Consider the following 16,585-nt stretch of genomic DNA (forward strand, 5'->3'; position numbering starts at 1 on the left):
AATTCCTCATAACCAGAGGAGCTTTAATGCCGCATCGCGATAGCGCGGGCGCGGCATTATAGGCGTGTGGTGCTGGCTATGTAATAGCTTTTTAATTTCACTGGTTAGTTAGGTGCCATTACTGCCCGGCGCTGCCAACGTTCGTAGGTGCTGGTGCTTCGGGTAGCACCAGCGTAGACCCCACGTAGTAGTTCTTGCCCATGAATACCCGCAGATTGAGCACTTGATGGTGCTGATCGACGCGCACGGTGAACCCGTCCTCTGCACGGAAGTACGGAAAGCGAACGCGATGCAGGCCTTTTTTCAGGCGTAGCCGGGCGACCAGGGTTTTGTCCGGCAGTGTGCGCCAGGTCCGCGTGTCAGCCTCTTCGAAAGGATCATGCTCGGTGACTACCAGCGAAGCCTTGGCCGGATTGCGTTCGTTCTCTTGAGCTTGGCTGATGGCGGCCATGTTGGCGCGGAACATGGCGCGAGAAATGATCGCCGGCATGTCATCGCGCAAGGTACGCATGGCCATGTCAGTAACGCTGTTGATCATCGTCAACGGGTATTGTTGTCCGTCGACGAGCACGCTCGGTACAGGAGGTGTGATGGTATCGGGCAGCATCACCGGAAACGAGATCGGCGCGACAATCGTCAGGTTTTCGTTCAACCGCACCGGGATCGGCACTTGCACCGAACTGCGCGCCGGAGCAAACCCGGCCTGGACAACGACCAGAACCTCGCTTTCATCTGCTGCCGGCGGGGGCTTGTCCAGATTGCGCAAGGCTTTTTCGAGAAACGGCACACCCGGACGCAATTCGATAGCCTGCCGATAACCGGGTGCCGCGAGGCCGCGTTCACCCAAGGCTTCATACGTGAAACCCGCCAGGTAATGGCTGAACGCACTCTGGTAGCCGTTCTTCAGTTCAACCACTTGCGGGGCGTCGAGGACGGCGACCGGATAGCCTTGCAGATCCTTGTAATGCAACGTGATTCCCTGGCTCTTGGCCTGCTCTTCAGCTTCTTCGTATTGCCGTTCCCGCTGACGCGCAATCAGGGTTTCGCGCTCGTGGGTTTTCTTGATGTCGGCACGCGCACCGTCGAAATCGTTTTCCGCCAGTTGGTTGAGGGCCATCTCTGTGGTCAGCATGACTTTTTCGTAGTCGTAGCCTTCGTAGCGCAGCAACTTGTCATTGACCAGCATCGTGCCCATTTCGTTGCCGAACCGGGTCAGCAGCTTCATGGCGCCGGATGGGTTGGCCTCTTCGCGCTGGAAAATCATCCGGTCAGCCGTGCGCCAGGCTTCCTGACTTTGCGGCAAGGCCGTGCCGGCGCTGAGAATGGCGCCTCTTTCCAGGTAATACAGCAGATCCTTGTCTTCCCAGGGATTGTGCAGCTCCAACAGGTAGAGCGCTTCGTTGAGTTCGCCCTTGGCCATCTCATCGATGGTCTGCTGCATCTCCGAATCGTAATCGCGGTAAGCGGCGCAACCGCTCAGGTGCACGATGGCGCTGAACAACAGAAAAAACGGCAGGCAATGGCGCATCAAGACAGCATCTTCCTTGAACGTCGGGGCGGCGAGGTGACGCATTATAGTGGCGGTTTGCAGAGGCCGGGGCATATGACCAGCGACACTATTGCCCGCGGTATCCTCAAGCCCGGCATGTCGCGCTCAAAGTGCAGGTGGTTACGTTAAAAAACGACCGTAGCGCCGACAAAGCTTGAGTGAATCTCATTGGGAGTGAACAATGTGTTACTTCGTATTACCAATTGAGATTCGTTCATGACTGCGCCGTCCCGTTTTCTGGCCTGGCTGTTGTTCCCGTTGTGCGCTCTGAGTTGCTCCAACCTGCTGGCCGATACGGTGGAAGGCGCGCCGCAAGCCCTGCACATGCTCGATTACATCAGTGCCGACTATCCGCCGACGGTGGACGCGGGCAAGGTCATCGACGACGCCGAGTATCGCGAGCAGCTGGAATTCATTCAGGTGTTGCAGGGGCTGATCGCAGAGTTGCCTGGCAAACCGGAGAAGGCAGGACTGGAACAAGGCGTGATTGCCTTGCGTGCAGCCGTCACCGCACGGCAGAACGGCGCGGACGTTGCCCGTCAGGCGCGGCAGTTGGGTGCGAAGCTGGCCGCGGCTTATGAAGTCAGCCAGGCACCGGTCATCACCCCCGATCCGGCGCGTGCAGCACCGCTCTTCGCCCAGCATTGCTCGGTGTGCCACGGTGAAACCGGTGCCGGCGATGGTCCGGCCGGTGTTGGTCTGGTGCCGCCCCCGGCTAACCTGCGCGATGCCGCACGTCTGGACCACCTGAGTCTGTACGCGATCTACAGCACCCTCGGTCAAGGCGTCGAAGGCACCGACATGCCGTCCTTTGCCGATCAATTGGACGACCGCCAGCGTTGGGACATGGCGACCTATGTCGCCGGGCTCAGCGCCGATGCCTCGGCCGCCAAAGCCGAGAAAACCTATAACATCGCCGACCTGGCCCGCCAGACTCCGGCCGAAGTGCAGATCGCTGAAGGCCCGCAAGCCGCCGCGACGTTCCGCGCCCAGCGTGCGCAGCCGCCGCAGGTCAAGCGTGGCCCGGCGCAGTTGCTCGACTACACCGCAGCGACGCTGGACAAGAGCCTCGCGGCCTACCGCGCCGGCGAACACGATCAGGCCTACGATCTGTCGGTGGCGGCGTATCTGGAAGGTTTCGAACTGGTCGAGAGTTCGCTGGATAACGTCGATGCCAACGTGCGCAAGGACACTGAAAAATCCCTGATGGCTTATCGGCAGTCGTTGCAGGACGGTTTGCCGGTGGCACAGGCCGAACAGCGTCTCGACGCGGCCAAGGCCAAGCTCAAGGAGTCTGCCGGCCTGTTGGGTAACGATGGCCTGAGCTGGTCGCTGAGTTTCATTTCCGGCCTGCTGATCCTGCTGCGTGAAGGCCTGGAAGCGATTCTGGTGCTGGCGGCGATTCTCGCGTTCCTGCGCAATACCGGCCAGCAATCGGCGGTGCGTAGCGTCAATGTCGGTTGGGGCCTGGCATTGCTGGCCGGCCTCGGTACCTGGGCGTTAGCGGCGTATGTGATTGATGTCAGCGGCTCGCAACGCGAATTGCTTGAGGGCGCTACGGCGCTGTTCGCCAGCGTGATGGTGTTGTGGCTCGGCGTGTGGATGCACGATCGCCGCCACGCAGCGGCCTGGCAGGATTACATCAAGAGCAGTCTGGTCGGTGGGGGCGGGCGTTTCGGCTTTGCGATCCTGGCGTTCTTCTCGGTGTATCGCGAGCTGTTCGAAGTGATCCTGTTTTACGAAACCCTGTGGCTGCAAGCCGGCCCGGCCGGACACAACGCGGTACTGGCCGGTGGCGCGACAGCGTTGGTGCTGCTGGTCGGTCTGGCGTGGGTAATCCTGCGTGGTTCGGCGAAGTTGCCGTTGGCGTTGTTCTTCAGCATCAATGCTGCGCTGCTGTGCGCGCTGTCGGTGGTGTTTGCCGGGCATGGCGTCAAGGCGTTGCAGGAGGCTGGGATCTTCGGTACGCGGCCGGTGGCGTTCTTTGATTTCGACTGGCTGGGCATTCATGCCGATGCGTATTCGCTGACCGCGCAGGCGGTGGCGATGGTCGCGATTGTTGTGCTGTACAGCCGCAGTCGCAGGGCTGAGAGCAAGCGTGTAGCCGCTTAACAGCATTCGCTGCGCTCACACTCGCGGGATGAGGAATAGATGATGCGTGTTTGGATCGATGCCGACGCCTGTCCACGGGCGGCGAAGGATCTGGTGGTGAAGTTCGCGCTCAAGCGCCAGTTCGAAGTGGTGCTGGTGGCCGGGCAGCCGCAGATTAAACCGGGGTTGGCCATCGTCAAATTGATCGTGGTGCCGAGCGGCCCGGACGCGGCGGACGATTATCTGGTCGAGCACGCCGTGCCCGGTGAGCTGGTGATCTGCAGCGACATTCCGCTGGCCGATCGGCTGGTGAAAAAGGGTGTGGCGGCGCTGGACCCGCGGGGCAAGGAGTTTGATGCGCAGAACATGGGCGAGCGGTTGGCGGTGCGCAACCTGTTCACCGATCTGCGTGAACAGGGCCAGATGAGCGGCGGTCCGGCGCCATTTGGTGATCGCGAGAAGCAGGCGTTTGCCAATGCATTGGACCGGATTCTGACCCGGCTCACCCGCAAAACCTGAGTCCTGCACTGACCCGGTGGGAGCGGGCTCGCTCGCGAAAGCGCTGAGTCATTCAACTCAAAGTTGGCTGATACGACACCTTCGCGAGCAAGCCCGCTCCCACACAGGTTTTGTTTGCAGTCAGGCTCAGACGTCGTTTTCGTGGGTCAACTCAAGTACGCGGTCAACGAGTTTGTTGATCCCGGACGCCGCTTCACTGATGTTCTGCGCCAGCATGTAAGCCGGGGTGGTCACCAGTTTGCGCGCCTTGTCTTCGATGATGTCGCCCACCGCGCACTCTTCGTGGCTGGCGCCCATCTTGTTCATCGCCGTGGCGGTGTCGGCATCGTTGCCGATGGTGCAGGTCACGCCAGGGCCATAGATTTTTGCGGCCAGTGCCGGCGAGATGCAGATCAGCCCTACCGGTTTGCCCGCTTCGGCAAATGCCTCGGCCAAGGCCAGCACGTCGGGCTGCACGGTGCAGCCGGCGCCTTCGATGGCGAAGTTAGACAGGTTTTTCGCCGCACCAAAACCACCCGGCACGATCAGGGCATCGAAGTCTTCAACGTCGGCCTGGCGGATGTCCTTGATGTTGCCGCGGGCGATGCGCGCCGATTCGACCAGCACATTGCGCGACTCGGGCATTTCTTCGCCGGTCAGGTGATTGATCACATGCAATTGCGCAATGTCGGGGGCGAAGCACTGCACCTGCGCGCCGCGTTGATCGAGGCGCAGCAGGGTGATGACGCTTTCATGGATTTCGGCGCCGTCGTACACGCCGCTGCCGGACAGGATCACTGCAACTTTTTTGCTCATGGGTTTCTCTCCAGATTCATGGCGCTAAATGTCCACTAATTTGTCGCGCGTTGCCATAGGGTTAATGGGCGGCCAAGCCTAGGATCTGTCCTAAGGTCTCCCGTCAGGACGCGTCATGGACTTCATTCTCTATGCGGTGCCGTTTTTCTTCGTGTTGATCGTGGTTGAACTCATCGCTGACCGTTGGCGTGGGGTCAGCCACTATCGCCTGGCCGATGCGGTGAACAGCATCAGCACCGGCGTGCTGTCCACCACCACCGGCCTGCTGACCAAGGGCGTGGGGCTGTTGACCTATGCCTTTGCCCTGGAACATCTGGCGCTGCTCAGGCTGCCGGCGGACAGCGTTTGGGTCTGGGTGCTGGCCTTCGTCCTTTACGACTTTTGCTATTACTGGCTGCACCGCATGGGCCATGAGCGAAACATCCTCTGGGCCGCGCATTCGGTGCATCACCAGAGCGAGGAGTACAACCTCTCGACGGCGTTGCGCCAGACCAGCACCGGTTTTCTGCTGAGCTGGATCTTCTACCTGCCGATGGCCGTGTTCGGCGTGCCGCTGCTGGTGTTCGTCAGCGTTGCGGCGCTGAATCTGCTTTATCAATTCTGGGTGCACACCCGGCACATCCCCAAGCTCGGATGGTTCGAGTGGTTCTTCGTCACGCCGTCCAATCATCGGGCTCACCATGCACAGAATGCTCTCTACATGGATCGCAACTACGGTGGGGTGTTCATTCTTTGGGATCGGTTGTTCGGTACGTTTCAGGAAGAAGACGACAACGAACCGGTGATTTTTGGCGTGACCACGCCGTTGGCGAGCTGGAACCCGCTGTGGGCCAATCTGCAGTTTTATGCGCAGTTGTGGAGCGACGCGCGCCGGGCCGAGCGCAAATGGGACAAGCTGCGGATCTGGTTCATGCGCACCGGGTGGCGGCCAGCGGATGTCGCGGCCAGGTACCCGATGAACAAGCCGGACTTGAGCCAGTTCCGCAAGTTTGAAGTGTCGATCGACAGCCGCCAGCAGTGGTATGTGGTGGCGCAGTTTGGCGTCTATATCGCGCTGGGCAGTTATTTGATGAATCTGGAACGCAGCTTGCCGGTCGCCGCGTTGATACTCGGCTGGGGGGCTGTGGCGTTCGGTGTGTTTGCGTTGGGCGTGGCCCTGGAGAATCGGCCGTGGGCGCTGAAGGTCGAGCTGCTGCGGCTGGCATCGAACCTGGCGTTGGTGTGGCTGGCGCCGTTGGTTGGGCTTTGGCCGGCCAGCCCGGTGGCGTGGGCTGGCGTGCTCAGTTACAGCCTGCTCAGTGGCATCGGGCTGTACGTGTGTCGCCTGCGACTTACTCGGCTGGCGTCTTAGGCTCCGCTGATTTGGCCAATTGAGCTTTCTGGAGTTGCTCGTCTTCGTAGATCTTCTTCGCCAGACGAGCATTCTTGAAGCGGCGACGCAGCCACAGGCCAACGCCCAGTATCAGCAATGCACCCAGTACCCACAGCTCGTATTTCTTGATGCTGCCGAGCATGCCTTCCAGTACCGCTCCGAAGTGGTAAGCCGCCGCGGCCAGCGCAGTGGCCCAGATCGCCGCGCCAATGCCGTTGAGCAGCAAGTAACGGCCCGGCGGATACCCCGACAGGCCGATCGCCACCGGCATCACTGTGCGCAAGCCGTAAACAAAGCGGAAGCTCAGGACCCAGATATCAGGATGCTTGCGAATGTGCTCCAGCGCGCGGTCACCCATCAGTTGCCAGCGCGGTTTGCGCGCCAGTAATTTGCGCCCATGCTTGCGGCCGAGGAAGTACCACAGCTGATCGCCGGCATAGCTGCCCAGGAACGCCACGACCACCACGATGTTGATGTCCATGTAACCGCGGAACGCGAGGAAGCCTGCGAGCACCAGGATGGTTTCGCCTTCGAAGAACGTGCCTAGAAAAAGGGCAAAGTAGCCGAAGTCATGCAGAAATTGTTGGAGCATTGTCTGGGTGCTGGCGAAATGAACGCGCAGCCTACCCCTTCGGACACATTCAGGAAAGTATCGAGATGTGTCTCGACGTGAACAATTCCTACACTGAGAATGGAATACGCCTACCTGTCACAGGTCTCACACAACTGTCATCTGTTGGTCATAATGGCCGTCTATAACTGTCACGCTCGCCCGTTTGCGCGGGCTCAGGAGTCTGCCGTGAGCTTTACCCCTGCCAACCGTTTGTTCCCCGCCACCCGCCTGCGTCGCAATCGCCGCGATGATTTTTCGCGTCGGCTGGTGCGGGAAAATGTGCTGACGGTCGATGATCTGATCCTGCCAGTCTTTGTGCTTGACGGTGAAAATCGTCGCGAAGCAGTGGCCTCGATGCCGGGTGTAGAGCGCTTGACCATCGACCTGTTGCTTGAAGAAGCCGCCCAATGGGTCGAGCTGGGCATTCCGGCAGTGGCGTTATTCCCGGTTACACCCGCAGAACTCAAATCCCTCGACGCCGCCCAAGCCTGGAACCCTGAAGGTATCGCCCAGCGCGCCACTCGCGCTCTGCGTGCTCGTTTCCCGGAACTGGGCGTGATCACCGACGTGGCGCTCGATCCGTTCACCACCCACGGTCAGGACGGCATTCTCGACGAAGAAGGCTACGTGCAGAACGACATCACTGTCGACGCACTGGTGCGCCAGGCCTTGTCGCACGCCGAGGCCGGCGCTCAGGTAGTCGCGCCATCGGACATGATGGACGGGCGCATTCAGGCGATCCGCGAAGCGCTGGAAATCGCCGGCCACGTCAACGTGCGGATCATGGCCTACTCGGCCAAGTACGCCAGCGCCTATTACGGCCCGTTCCGCGATGCCGTGGGTTCGGCCTCGAACCTGGGCAAGGCGAACAAAGCCTCTTATCAGATGGACCCGGCCAACAGCGACGAAGCGCTGCACGAAGTCGGTGCGGACTTGTCTGAAGGCGCGGACATGGTCATGGTCAAACCCGGCATGCCGTACCTGGACATTCTTTTGCGGGTAAAAGATGCCTTCAAAGTGCCGACCTTCGTCTATCAGGTTAGCGGCGAATACGCCATGCACATGGCGGCGATCCAGAATGGCTGGTTGAGCGAGGCGGTGATTCTTGAATCACTGACCGCCTTTAAACGTGCCGGCGCTGATGGCATCCTGACTTACTTTGCTGTCCGCGCCGCTCAATTGTTACGAGAGCAGAAATAGCCCTCCCAGGAACATTCAATGAATACCGAAGGACTCACTGAAGTTGCAGTAAAAGAAGCTCAGCCGGTGGTGGAGCAGATCACCGAAACCCCACCGGAACTCGAGCCTGCGCCGCCCGCGCCGGTCGCCGAACCCGCTGCGGCAGCGCCGGTGATCGCTATTCCGGGCCTGGATGACAGCAGCCTGTACATCCACCGCGAGCTCTCGCAATTGCAGTTCAACATCCGCGTGCTGGAGCAGGCGCTGGACGAGTCCTACCCGTTGCTGGAGCGATTGAAGTTCCTGCTGATCTTCTCCAGCAACCTCGACGAATTCTTCGAAATTCGCGTCGCTGGTCTCAAGAAGCAAATCACCTTCGCCCGTGAACAGGCCGGCGCCGATGGTCTGCAACCGCATCAGGCGCTGGCGCGGATCAGTGAGCTGGTACACGGTCACGTTGACCGTCAGTACGCGATCCTCAATGACATCCTGTTGCCTGAGCTGGAAAAGCACCAGGTGCGCTTCATCCGTCGCCGCCACTGGACGACCAAGATCAAAACCTGGGTGCGCCGTTATTTCCGCGACGAGATCGCGCCGATCATCACCCCGATCGGCCTCGACCCGACGCACCCGTTTCCGTTGCTGGTGAACAAGAGCCTGAACTTCATCGTCGAGCTCGAAGGCATTGACGCCTTCGGTCGTGACTCCGGTCTGGCGATTATCCCGGCGCCGCGTTTGCTGCCGCGAATCATCAAGGTGCCGGAAGAAGTCGGCGGCGCGGGCGACAACTATGTGTTCCTGTCGTCGATGATCCATGCTCACGCCGATGACCTGTTCCAGGGCATGAAGGTCAAGGGCTGCTACCAGTTCCGCCTGACCCGGAACGCCGACCTGGCGCTCGATTCCGAAGACGTCGAAGACCTTGCCCGCGCCCTGCGTGGCGAGCTGTTCTCGCGGCGTTACGGCGATGCGGTGCGTCTGGAAGTTGCCGATACTTGCCCGAAACACCTGTCGGACTACCTGCTCAAGCAATTCAACCTGAGCGAGACCGAGCTGTACCAGGTCAACGGCCCGGTCAACCTGACGCGTCTGTTCAGCATCACCGGTCTGGACAGCCATCCGGAGCTGCAATACACGCCGTTTACGCCGCAGATCCCGAAACTGCTGCAAAACAGCGAGAACATTTTCAGCGTGGTCAGCAAGCAGGATATTTTGCTGCTGCACCCGTTCGAGTCGTTCACCCCGGTGGTCGACCTGCTGCGCCAAGCGGCGAAAGACCCGCACGTTCTGGCCGTGCGCCAAACGTTGTACCGCTCCGGCGCCAACTCCGAGATTGTTGATGCGCTGGTGGATGCCGCGCGTAACGGCAAGGAAGTGACGGCGGTCATCGAGTTGCGAGCGCGCTTTGACGAAGAGTCCAACCTGCAACTGGCCAGTCGTCTGCAAGCGGCCGGTGCGGTGGTGATCTACGGCGTGGTCGGCTTCAAGACCCACGCCAAGATGATGCTCATTCTGCGGCGCGAGGCCGGCGAGATCGTGCGTTACGCGCACCTCGGCACCGGTAACTACCATGCCGGTAACGCCCGCCTGTACACCGACTACAGCCTGCTGACTTCCGATGACGCCTTGTGCGAAGACGTTGGCAAACTGTTCAGCCAGTTGATCGGCATGGGTAAAACGCTGCGCATGAAAAAACTGCTGCACGCGCCGTTCACCCTCAAGAAGGGCATGCTCGACATGATCGCCCGCGAGACGCAGTTTGCGCTCGATGGCAAACCGGCGCACATCATCGCCAAGTTCAACTCGCTGACCGATCCGAAGATCATCCGCGCGCTGTACAAGGCCAGCCAGTCAGGCGTGCGCATCGACCTGGTGGTGCGCGGCATGTGCTGCCTGCGTCCGGGCATCGCCGGGGTTTCGCACAACATTCATGTGCGCTCGATCATTGGTCGCTTCCTTGAGCACACCCGCGTGTTCTACTTCCTCAACGGTGGCGAGGAGCAGATGTACCTTTCCAGCGCCGACTGGATGGAGCGCAACCTCGACAAGCGTGTCGAGACTTGCTTCCCGGTGGAAGGCAAGAAGCTGCTGACTCGCGTGAAGAAAGAGCTGGAGCTGTACCTGACCGACAACACCCATAGCTGGAGCCTGCAGTCGGATGGCCGCTACATCCGCAACACGCCAACCGGCAACCAGAACCCGCGCAGTGCGCAGGCGACGTTGCTGGATCGGTTGGGCAGCCCGATTTTGCCGGTGAGCAGCTAAGCTTCGGCTCAAGCGCAATAAAAAAGGCGATCCCTCGGGATCGCCTTTTTTGTATCTGCTCAATGTGTCAGTGCACGGTGAGGACAATCCCGACCCGGGCCAGCCAATCCGCCTCAAGCCCGAAATCCGCCTGTGTCAGTTGGTTCTCGTCCAGCCAGTGTTCCGGGAACTCCACTTCCAGACTGTCGCCATTGGCATGCAGCACCACCTGCGGCATCGCCTGAGTGCCACGAATGTGGTGGAACAGAATCGCAAAGCGCAGCAGCACGCACAGGCGGATCAGCTTGATACCGTCATCGCCGAACTCGGCGAATTTGTCCTTGGGAATGTTGCGGCGGTGGCCGCGAACCAGCAGTGCGAGCATTTGCTGGTCTTCACGGGAGAACCCGGCCAGATCCGAGTGCTCGATCAGGTAGGCGCCGTGCTTGTGGTAGTGATAGTGGGCGATGTCCAGGCCGACTTCGTGCACTTTCGCCGCCCAACCGAGCAGTTCGCGCCAGATACCGTCATCCAGTTCCCAATCCACAGCGACCTGATCGAAGGCGTGCAGGGCTTTGCGTTCGACCCGTGCCGCTTGCTCCAGGTCGACGTGATAGCGCTCCATCAACGAGGTCAGGGTGCGTTCGCGCACGTCTTCGTGATGATGACGGCCAAGCAGGTCGTAGAGCACGCCTTCACGCAGCGCGCCGTCGCAATGATCCATGCGTTGCAGTTCGAGGGCGTCGAAGATCGCCTCGAGAATCGCCAGACCTGCCGGGAAAATCGCCCGACGGTCAGGTTTGATGCCGTCGAAATCGATCTTGTCGACATCGCCGAGCTTGAACAGTCGGCGTTTGAGCCAGGCCAGGCCTTCGGCATTCACCTCGCCAGTACCATGCCCGCCGGCCTTTAGCGCCAGGCCGATGGCGCGGATGGTGCCCGAGGAGCCGATGGCTTCATCCCAGGTCAGGCGATGCAGGGCGTGTTCGATGCTCATGATCTCCAGCCGCGCCGCCGTGTACGCCTGAGCGTAACGGGCCGGGGTGATCTTGCCGTCCTTGAAATAGCGCTGGGTGAAGCTGACGCAGCCCATTTGCAGGCTTTCACGCAGCAGCGGTTCGAAGCGCTGCCCGATGATGAATTCGGTGCTGCCGCCGCCGATGTCGGCGACCAGACGCTTGCCCGGGGTGTCGGCGAGGGTGTGCGACACACCCAGATAGATCAGGCGCGCTTCTTCACGGCCGGAGATGACTTCCACCGGATGGCCGAGGATTTCTTCGGCGCGATGAATGAATTCCAGGCGATTGCGCGCTTCGCGCAGGGCGTTGGTGCCGACGATGCGCACGGCGCCCAGTGGCATGCCGTTGATCAGTTGGGCAAAGCGCTTGAGGCAATCGAGGCCACGCTGCATCGATTCTTCGTTGAGTTGGCGTTCATCGTTGATGCCAGCGGCCAACTGTACCTTCTCCCCGAGGCGTTCGAGAATGCGGATCTCGCCGTTCTGGGCCTTGGCCACGACCATGTGAAAGCTGTTGGAGCCCAGGTCGATAGCGGCGATCAGGGACAGATTCTTGGCTTGGGATTGCGGCATGGTCAGGGGGTCTCGGTCGATAACCCCGACATCGTGCCACGATCAAACGCTGACGCCAACGCGCAAGGTACAAACCGTTGATTCAGCGCATAAAAGCTTGAGACCGCGGCGTGGCCATTCGCGAGCAAGCCCGTTCCCACAGGTGACCGCGTTCCAATGTGGGAGCGGGCTTGCTCGCGAACAGGGCATCAAAGGCAATGAGGATCCATCAGGCAGTCGCTTCGACGGTACCAATGAAATTCGCCAGTTCCGCCGTCTGCGGATTGGCAAACAACACCTTCGGATCCCCCACCTCATGCACCTTGCCGTGGTGCATGAACACCAGTTTGTCGCCGACCTCGCGGGCAAAGCGCATTTCGTGGGTGACCATGATCAGCGTCATGCCTTCTTTCGCCAGTTGCCGCACCACGCTGAGCACTTCGTTGACCAGTTCCGGGTCCAGCGCCGAGGTGATTTCGTCGCACAGCAGCACCTTCGGCGACATCGCCAAAGCACGGGCAATCGCCACCCGTTGCTGTTGCCCGCCGGACAGCCGATCGGGGAATGCATCGAACTTCTCGCCCAGACCCACGCGCTCGAGCATCTTGCGCGCCAGTTCCGCTGCTTTGGCCTTCGGCACTTTTTGCACCACTTGTGGCGCAAGCATCACGTTCTCACCGACGGTCAGGTGTGGGAACAGGTTGAATTGCTGAAACACCATGCCGACTTTCTGTCGCAAGCTGCGCAGGTCGGCGCGGGCGGCGTCGAGGTATTCGCCGTCGACTTCGATCACGCCGTCGTTGATCGACTCCAGGCCATTGAGGGTGCGCAGCAAAGTGGATTTGCCCGAGCCGCTGCGACCGATGATCGCCACCACCTGGCCTTCCTCGACGCTGAGGTCGATGCCTTTGAGGACGTGGTGATCGCCGTAGTATTTATGCAGGGCGGAAATTCTAAGCAGAGGCATGCAGTCTCCTTTCCAGGTAGCGCGCACTGAGGGACAGGGGGTAACAAAGCAGGAAGTAGCCGAGGGCGACGAGGCCGTAGACCATGAACGGTTCGAACGTGGCATTGGCTAGCATGCCGCCGGTTTTGGTCAGCTCGGTAAAACCGATGATCGAGGTTACAGCGGTGCCTTTGACCACTTGCACCGAGAAACCCACGGTCGGCGCCACGGCGATGCGCAGCGCTTGCGGCAGGATCACATAGCGCAGTTGCTCCAGAGGATTGAGCGCCAGACTCGACGAAGCTTCCCACTGACCGCTGGGAATCGCCTCGACACAACCGCGCCAGATCTCTGCCAGATAGGCGCTGGTGAACAGCGTCAGGGCAATCGCGGCGGCCATCCACGGCGAGATTTCAATCCCGGCCAGCGCCACGCCGAAAAACACCAGAAATAGCTGCATCAGCAGCGGCGTGCCCTGGAACAACTCGATCCAGGTGCGGGCGATGCTGCTCGGCAAGGTGTTTTTCGAGATGCGCATGATCAGGATCAGCAGCCCGACAATGCCGCCACCAATAAATGCCACCAGCGAAAGCGCCAGCGTCCATTGCAGGCCGATGAGCAGGTTGCGCAGGATGTCCCAGAACGTGAAATCGCTCATTGGCTGCTCCTCGAAATGTAGCGCCGACCGATCCAGTTCAGCAGTTGGCGGATCAGCAGCGCCATGCACAGGTAGATCAGCGTGGTCAGCGCGTAGGTTTCAAAGGCGCGAAAGTTGCGCGACTGAATGAAGTTGGCAGCAAAGCTCAGCTCTTCGGTGGCGATCTGCGAGCACACGGCCGAGCCGAGCATGACGATGATGATCTGGCTGCTCAGCGCCGGCCAGACCTTGCCCAGCGCCGGCAGCAGCACCACATGACGAAACGCCTCGAAGCGACTCATCGCCAGCGCCGCCGCCGCTTCCAGTTGCCCGCGAGGGATTGCCTGGATGCCGGCGCGGATAATCTCGGTCGAATAGGCCCCGAGATTGATCACCATCGCCAGCACCGCCGCTTGCCACTCGGAAATCTGCACGCCCAGCGACGGCAGGCCGAAGAAGATGAAGAACAGTTGCACCAGAAAGGGCGTGTTGCGGATCAACTCGACGTAGACGCCGAAGATCGCCGAGAACGGGCGGATGTTCCACGCCCGCACCAGCGCCCCTACGATGCCCACGCCCACCCCGAGTACCGCGCCGATGGCTGTCAGCTCAAGGGTAAACAGCGCCCCGCGCAACAGCAGGTCGGTGTTCTGCACCACCGGCATGAAATCGAACTGATAAGCCATGAAGGTCTCCCGCGCAGTCGATCAGAGATCGGCCGGCAGCGGCTCTTTCAGCCAGGTTTTTGAGTTCTTTTCCAGCGCGCCGTCAGCCTTGGCGGTGGTCAGGATGTCGTTGACCTTGGTCAGCAGCGCCGCTTCGTTCTTGTTTACGCCGACGTAGACCGGCGAATCCTTGAGCTTCACTTTCAGGGCCGGAACGCGTTTCGGGTTCTTCTCGCTGATGGCGACCATCACCACGTTGCCGCTGGCGATCAGGTCAACTTGCCCGGCCAGGTAGGCGGCGATGGTCGAGTTGTTGTCTTCAAAGCGCTTGATGGTCACGCCTGCCGGGGCAACCTTGGTCAGCTCGATGTCTTCGATGGAGCCACGGGTCACGCTGATGGTTTTGCCCTTGAGGTCATCGAGGTTGGTGATCGCCGCGTCCGGTGGGCCGAACACGGCGAGGTAGAACGGCGCGTAGGCGCGGGAGAAGTCGATGACTTTTTCGCGCTCGGGGTTCTTGCCCAGGCTGGAAATCACCAGATCGACCTTGCCGGTGGTCAGGAACGGGATGCGGTTGGTGCTGTTGACCGGCGTCAGTTCAAGTTTGACCTTCAACTGATCGGCCAGCAGTTTTGCCGTGTCGATGTCCAGTCCGCGGGGCTTCATGTCGGGACCGACCGAGCCGAACGGCGGGAAGTCCTGGGGCACCGCGACTTTCAGTGTGCCGCGTTTGATTACGTCGTCCAGACCGTCGGCGTGGGCGGGGACCTGGCTGAGCAACAGGCTGGAAAACAAGGCGGCGAGGAGGGCGCTGTAACGCTTGGTCATGGACAATCTCCGGATCGGCGGGAAGTGATTTCTGCGATCTGCCACAGCACGGGCCATGCCAATACGCAGGTTTCGTCCCGCAAGACCGCATTTTCAGTGGGTTTGCTCGGTCTTACTGGTCTGAACAGTCAGGATGTTTTTCGCACTCCGATGGCGCATCGACGCTCAGCACCGAACCCTGCTGGGGCACGACTTGCCGGACTCGGTGAATAGCTTTACAACTAGCCGCACATTGGCCTGGCTCGTCTGAAAAACCATGAACTCGATCTCTCGCGCCGTACCTGAAGTGGCGCTTCAAGCGATTCGCAAACTGATCACCGAGCAGGGCTTCGGCCCGGGCGATGCCCTGCCGTCGCAACGGGATCTGGCATTGCAACTGGGCGTCAGTCGGGCGTCGTTGCGTGAAGCGCTGTCGTCACTGAGCGCGCTGGGCGTGGTCACTATTCAGCCGGGCAAGGGCGTCTTCGTGCAGTCGCCGGTAGAGCTGTCGCGTGGTGAGCATGCACCGGGCTGGTCGTTCGCCGCGCAGGCTTCGCCACTGGATATCTTCCAGTTGCGCTACGCGCTGGAGGGATTTGCGGCAGGGCTGGCGGCGGTGACGTTGAGCACGTTCGATCTGGATGCGCTGGAGGACAATGTCGCGGCGATGCGTGAACAACTGCGTGCCGGCGACTTTGAAGCGGCGGCGAAGCTGGATTTCGAATTTCACCGGCGGATCCTGCTGGCCAGCGGTAATCAGGCGATGCTGAGTATTCTCACGGCCAGTGCGGAGATCTTTCTGGAAAGCCAGAAGCTACCGTTCATCCGCGCAGAACGTGCCATGGAAACCTGGCAGGAACACCGCAAGATCCTTCGTGCGCTTGCCCGTCGGGCTTCTGGTGCGGCGCAAAAAGCCATGCAGGAACATGTGCGCAATGCCGCGCTGCGTACTGGAATCGCCTTCATCGCCCCCGCCACGGCGTGACTTGAGCTATACCCAAACTCATGGGGCACCATAGCAAGACTCAATCATCTGCGGCTTCCTGAACGGAGGAAGGGCGGATATGATGGGCCACGTTTTTTTGCTTACAACCTGGAGAATTCCATGAGCAGCGATCTTATCAAACACGTTAGCGACGCTAGCTTCGAAGCCGACGTACTCAAGGCCGAAGGCGCTGTATTGGTCGACTACTGGGCTGAATGGTGCGGCCCATGCAAAATGATCGCTCCGGTTCTGGACGAGATTGCCGAGACTTACAAAGGCAAGCTGACCGTTGCCAAACTGAACATCGACGAAAACCAGGAAACCCCGGCCAAGCACGGCGTGCGTGGTATCCCGACGCTGATGCTGTTCAAGAACGGCAACGTTGAAGCGACCAAAGTCGGCGCCCTGTCGAAGTCGCAACTGGCTGCTTTCCTCGACGCCAACATTTAAGCGTCGCCGTAAAAGGCCAAAAAAAGCCTCGCATTTTGCGGGGCTTTTTGCGTATTCAGGGCTAGACGCTCCGAAACTCAGGTGGTACATTCGGCCCCGCAATGGTTTCTCCACTGCCCCCTGCTAGCCGTCGCCGACGCACTCCTTTTCGAATAAGTACGCG

The 16,585-nt window shown here is 60.3% G+C and carries 15 protein-coding genes; 7 read left to right on the top strand and 8 right to left on the bottom strand.

The annotated features are described in order from the left end of the window. Positions 1-118: 118 nt before the first annotated feature. Positions 119-1,528 carry a hypothetical protein gene (locus ACIOWA_RS20375; protein ID WP_339430503.1) on the bottom strand — a complete coding sequence of 470 codons (1,410 nt, stop codon included), beginning with the start codon at positions 1,526-1,528 and terminating at the stop codon, positions 119-121. Between the two features lie 237 nt (positions 1,529-1,765). Here ACIOWA_RS20375 and ACIOWA_RS20380 point away from each other — a divergent pair, with 237 nt between their 5' ends. Together ACIOWA_RS20380 and ACIOWA_RS20385 are read left to right on the top strand one after the other, a co-directional pair. After that, positions 1,766-3,661, top strand: coding sequence for a cytochrome c/FTR1 family iron permease (locus ACIOWA_RS20380; protein WP_339430457.1), 1,896 nt, complete (start codon positions 1,766-1,768; stop codon positions 3,659-3,661). Between the two features lie 42 nt (positions 3,662-3,703). Next, the gene (locus ACIOWA_RS20385) at positions 3,704-4,159 is read left to right on the top strand and encodes a YaiI/YqxD family protein (protein WP_221730814.1); all 456 of its coding nucleotides are present in this window, start codon (positions 3,704-3,706) and stop codon (positions 4,157-4,159) included. A gap of 126 nt (positions 4,160-4,285) precedes the next feature. On the opposite strand, the gene elbB is transcribed toward ACIOWA_RS20385, so the two are convergent. After that, entirely contained in the window at positions 4,286-4,954 is a 669-nt protein-coding gene (gene elbB, locus ACIOWA_RS20390; protein ID WP_339430455.1) for an isoprenoid biosynthesis glyoxalase ElbB, read from the bottom strand. Between the two features lie 115 nt (positions 4,955-5,069). On the opposite strand from elbB, the gene ACIOWA_RS20395 reads away from it, so the two are divergent. Continuing rightward, positions 5,070-6,305 (top strand): sterol desaturase family protein, encoded by a 1,236-nt coding sequence (locus tag ACIOWA_RS20395; protein ID WP_401161603.1) that lies wholly within the window; start codon positions 5,070-5,072, stop codon positions 6,303-6,305. Here ACIOWA_RS20395 and ACIOWA_RS20400 read toward each other — a convergent pair. Next, positions 6,286-6,918: a DedA family protein gene (locus ACIOWA_RS20400; RefSeq protein WP_339430453.1), complete on the bottom strand. Its 633-nt coding sequence runs from the start codon at positions 6,916-6,918 to the stop codon at positions 6,286-6,288. The two genes, ACIOWA_RS20395 and ACIOWA_RS20400, sit on opposite strands and share 20 nt — an antisense overlap. A 207-nt stretch (positions 6,919-7,125) precedes the next feature. On the opposite strand from ACIOWA_RS20400, the gene hemB reads away from it, so the two are divergent. Together hemB and ppk1 are read left to right on the top strand one after the other, a co-directional pair. Continuing rightward, positions 7,126-8,139: a porphobilinogen synthase gene (gene hemB, locus ACIOWA_RS20405; protein ID WP_339430452.1), complete on the top strand. Its 1,014-nt coding sequence runs from the start codon at positions 7,126-7,128 to the stop codon at positions 8,137-8,139. A gap of 18 nt (positions 8,140-8,157) precedes the next feature. Continuing rightward, the gene (gene ppk1 / locus ACIOWA_RS20410) at positions 8,158-10,383 is read left to right on the top strand and encodes a polyphosphate kinase 1 (protein ID WP_339430451.1); all 2,226 of its coding nucleotides are present in this window, start codon (positions 8,158-8,160) and stop codon (positions 10,381-10,383) included. 67 nt (positions 10,384-10,450) lie between these two features. Here the strand turns inward: ppk1 and ppx are convergent, their stop codons facing one another. The 5 genes from ppx to ACIOWA_RS20435 form a co-directional block, all read right to left on the bottom strand. Further along, positions 10,451-11,953 carry an exopolyphosphatase gene (ppx, locus tag ACIOWA_RS20415; RefSeq protein ID WP_339430450.1) on the bottom strand — a complete coding sequence of 501 codons (1,503 nt, stop codon included), beginning with the start codon at positions 11,951-11,953 and terminating at the stop codon, positions 10,451-10,453. Between the two features lie 208 nt (positions 11,954-12,161). After that, positions 12,162-12,899, bottom strand: a complete 738-nt coding sequence (locus ACIOWA_RS20420; RefSeq protein WP_095186877.1) for an amino acid ABC transporter ATP-binding protein — start codon at positions 12,897-12,899, stop codon at positions 12,162-12,164. After that, the gene (locus ACIOWA_RS20425) at positions 12,886-13,536 is read right to left on the bottom strand and encodes an amino acid ABC transporter permease (protein WP_221730806.1); all 651 of its coding nucleotides are present in this window, start codon (positions 13,534-13,536) and stop codon (positions 12,886-12,888) included. Before ACIOWA_RS20425 ends, ACIOWA_RS20420 begins: the two co-directional genes overlap by 14 nt. Then, positions 13,533-14,201 (bottom strand): amino acid ABC transporter permease, encoded by a 669-nt coding sequence (locus ACIOWA_RS20430; RefSeq protein ID WP_221730805.1) that lies wholly within the window; start codon positions 14,199-14,201, stop codon positions 13,533-13,535. Before ACIOWA_RS20430 ends, ACIOWA_RS20425 begins: the two co-directional genes overlap by 4 nt. Positions 14,202-14,222: 21 nt before the next feature. Next, on the bottom strand, positions 14,223-15,008 hold the full coding sequence (locus ACIOWA_RS20435; RefSeq protein WP_339464653.1) for a transporter substrate-binding domain-containing protein: 786 nt from the start codon (positions 15,006-15,008) through the stop codon (positions 14,223-14,225). A gap of 256 nt (positions 15,009-15,264) precedes the next feature. On the opposite strand from ACIOWA_RS20435, the gene ACIOWA_RS20440 reads away from it, so the two are divergent. Both ACIOWA_RS20440 and trxA read left to right on the top strand, forming a co-directional pair. Then, positions 15,265-15,972, top strand: a complete 708-nt coding sequence (locus tag ACIOWA_RS20440; protein WP_339430447.1) for a FadR/GntR family transcriptional regulator — start codon at positions 15,265-15,267, stop codon at positions 15,970-15,972. Positions 15,973-16,092: 120 nt separating this feature from the next. Next, positions 16,093-16,422: a thioredoxin TrxA gene (gene trxA, locus ACIOWA_RS20445; protein ID WP_003206727.1), complete on the top strand. Its 330-nt coding sequence runs from the start codon at positions 16,093-16,095 to the stop codon at positions 16,420-16,422. Positions 16,423-16,585: the final 163 nt, after the last annotated feature.

Source organism: Pseudomonas sp. NPDC087614, assembly GCF_044743485.1.
Classification (GTDB): domain Bacteria; phylum Pseudomonadota; class Gammaproteobacteria; order Pseudomonadales; family Pseudomonadaceae; genus Aquipseudomonas; species Aquipseudomonas baetica_A.

Bases quoted from the DNA above. Each gene is read 5' to 3' on its own strand.
- ACIOWA_RS20420 (WP_095186877.1), bottom strand. From the start codon at position 12,899: ATGCCTCTGCTTAGAATTTCCGCCCTGCATAAATACTACGGCGATCAC.
- ACIOWA_RS20380 (WP_339430457.1), top strand. From the start codon at position 1,766: ATGACTGCGCCGTCCCGTTTTCTGGCCTGGCTGTTGTTCCCGTTGTGC.
- ACIOWA_RS20425 (WP_221730806.1), bottom strand. From the start codon at position 13,536: ATGAGCGATTTCACGTTCTGGGACATCCTGCGCAACCTGCTCATCGGC.
- ACIOWA_RS20440 (WP_339430447.1), top strand. From the start codon at position 15,265: ATGAACTCGATCTCTCGCGCCGTACCTGAAGTGGCGCTTCAAGCGATT.
- ACIOWA_RS20435 (WP_339464653.1), bottom strand. From the start codon at position 15,008: ATGACCAAGCGTTACAGCGCCCTCCTCGCCGCCTTGTTTTCCAGCCTG.
- trxA (WP_003206727.1), top strand. From the start codon at position 16,093: ATGAGCAGCGATCTTATCAAACACGTTAGCGACGCTAGCTTCGAAGCC.
- ACIOWA_RS20430 (WP_221730805.1), bottom strand. From the start codon at position 14,201: ATGGCTTATCAGTTCGATTTCATGCCGGTGGTGCAGAACACCGACCTG.
- ACIOWA_RS20375 (WP_339430503.1), bottom strand. From the start codon at position 1,528: ATGCGCCATTGCCTGCCGTTTTTTCTGTTGTTCAGCGCCATCGTGCAC.
- elbB (WP_339430455.1), bottom strand. From the start codon at position 4,954: ATGAGCAAAAAAGTTGCAGTGATCCTGTCCGGCAGCGGCGTGTACGAC.
- ACIOWA_RS20400 (WP_339430453.1), bottom strand. From the start codon at position 6,918: ATGCTCCAACAATTTCTGCATGACTTCGGCTACTTTGCCCTTTTTCTA.
- ppx (WP_339430450.1), bottom strand. From the start codon at position 11,953: ATGCCGCAATCCCAAGCCAAGAATCTGTCCCTGATCGCCGCTATCGAC.
- ppk1 (WP_339430451.1), top strand. From the start codon at position 8,158: ATGAATACCGAAGGACTCACTGAAGTTGCAGTAAAAGAAGCTCAGCCG.
- ACIOWA_RS20385 (WP_221730814.1), top strand. From the start codon at position 3,704: ATGCGTGTTTGGATCGATGCCGACGCCTGTCCACGGGCGGCGAAGGAT.
- ACIOWA_RS20395 (WP_401161603.1), top strand. From the start codon at position 5,070: ATGGACTTCATTCTCTATGCGGTGCCGTTTTTCTTCGTGTTGATCGTG.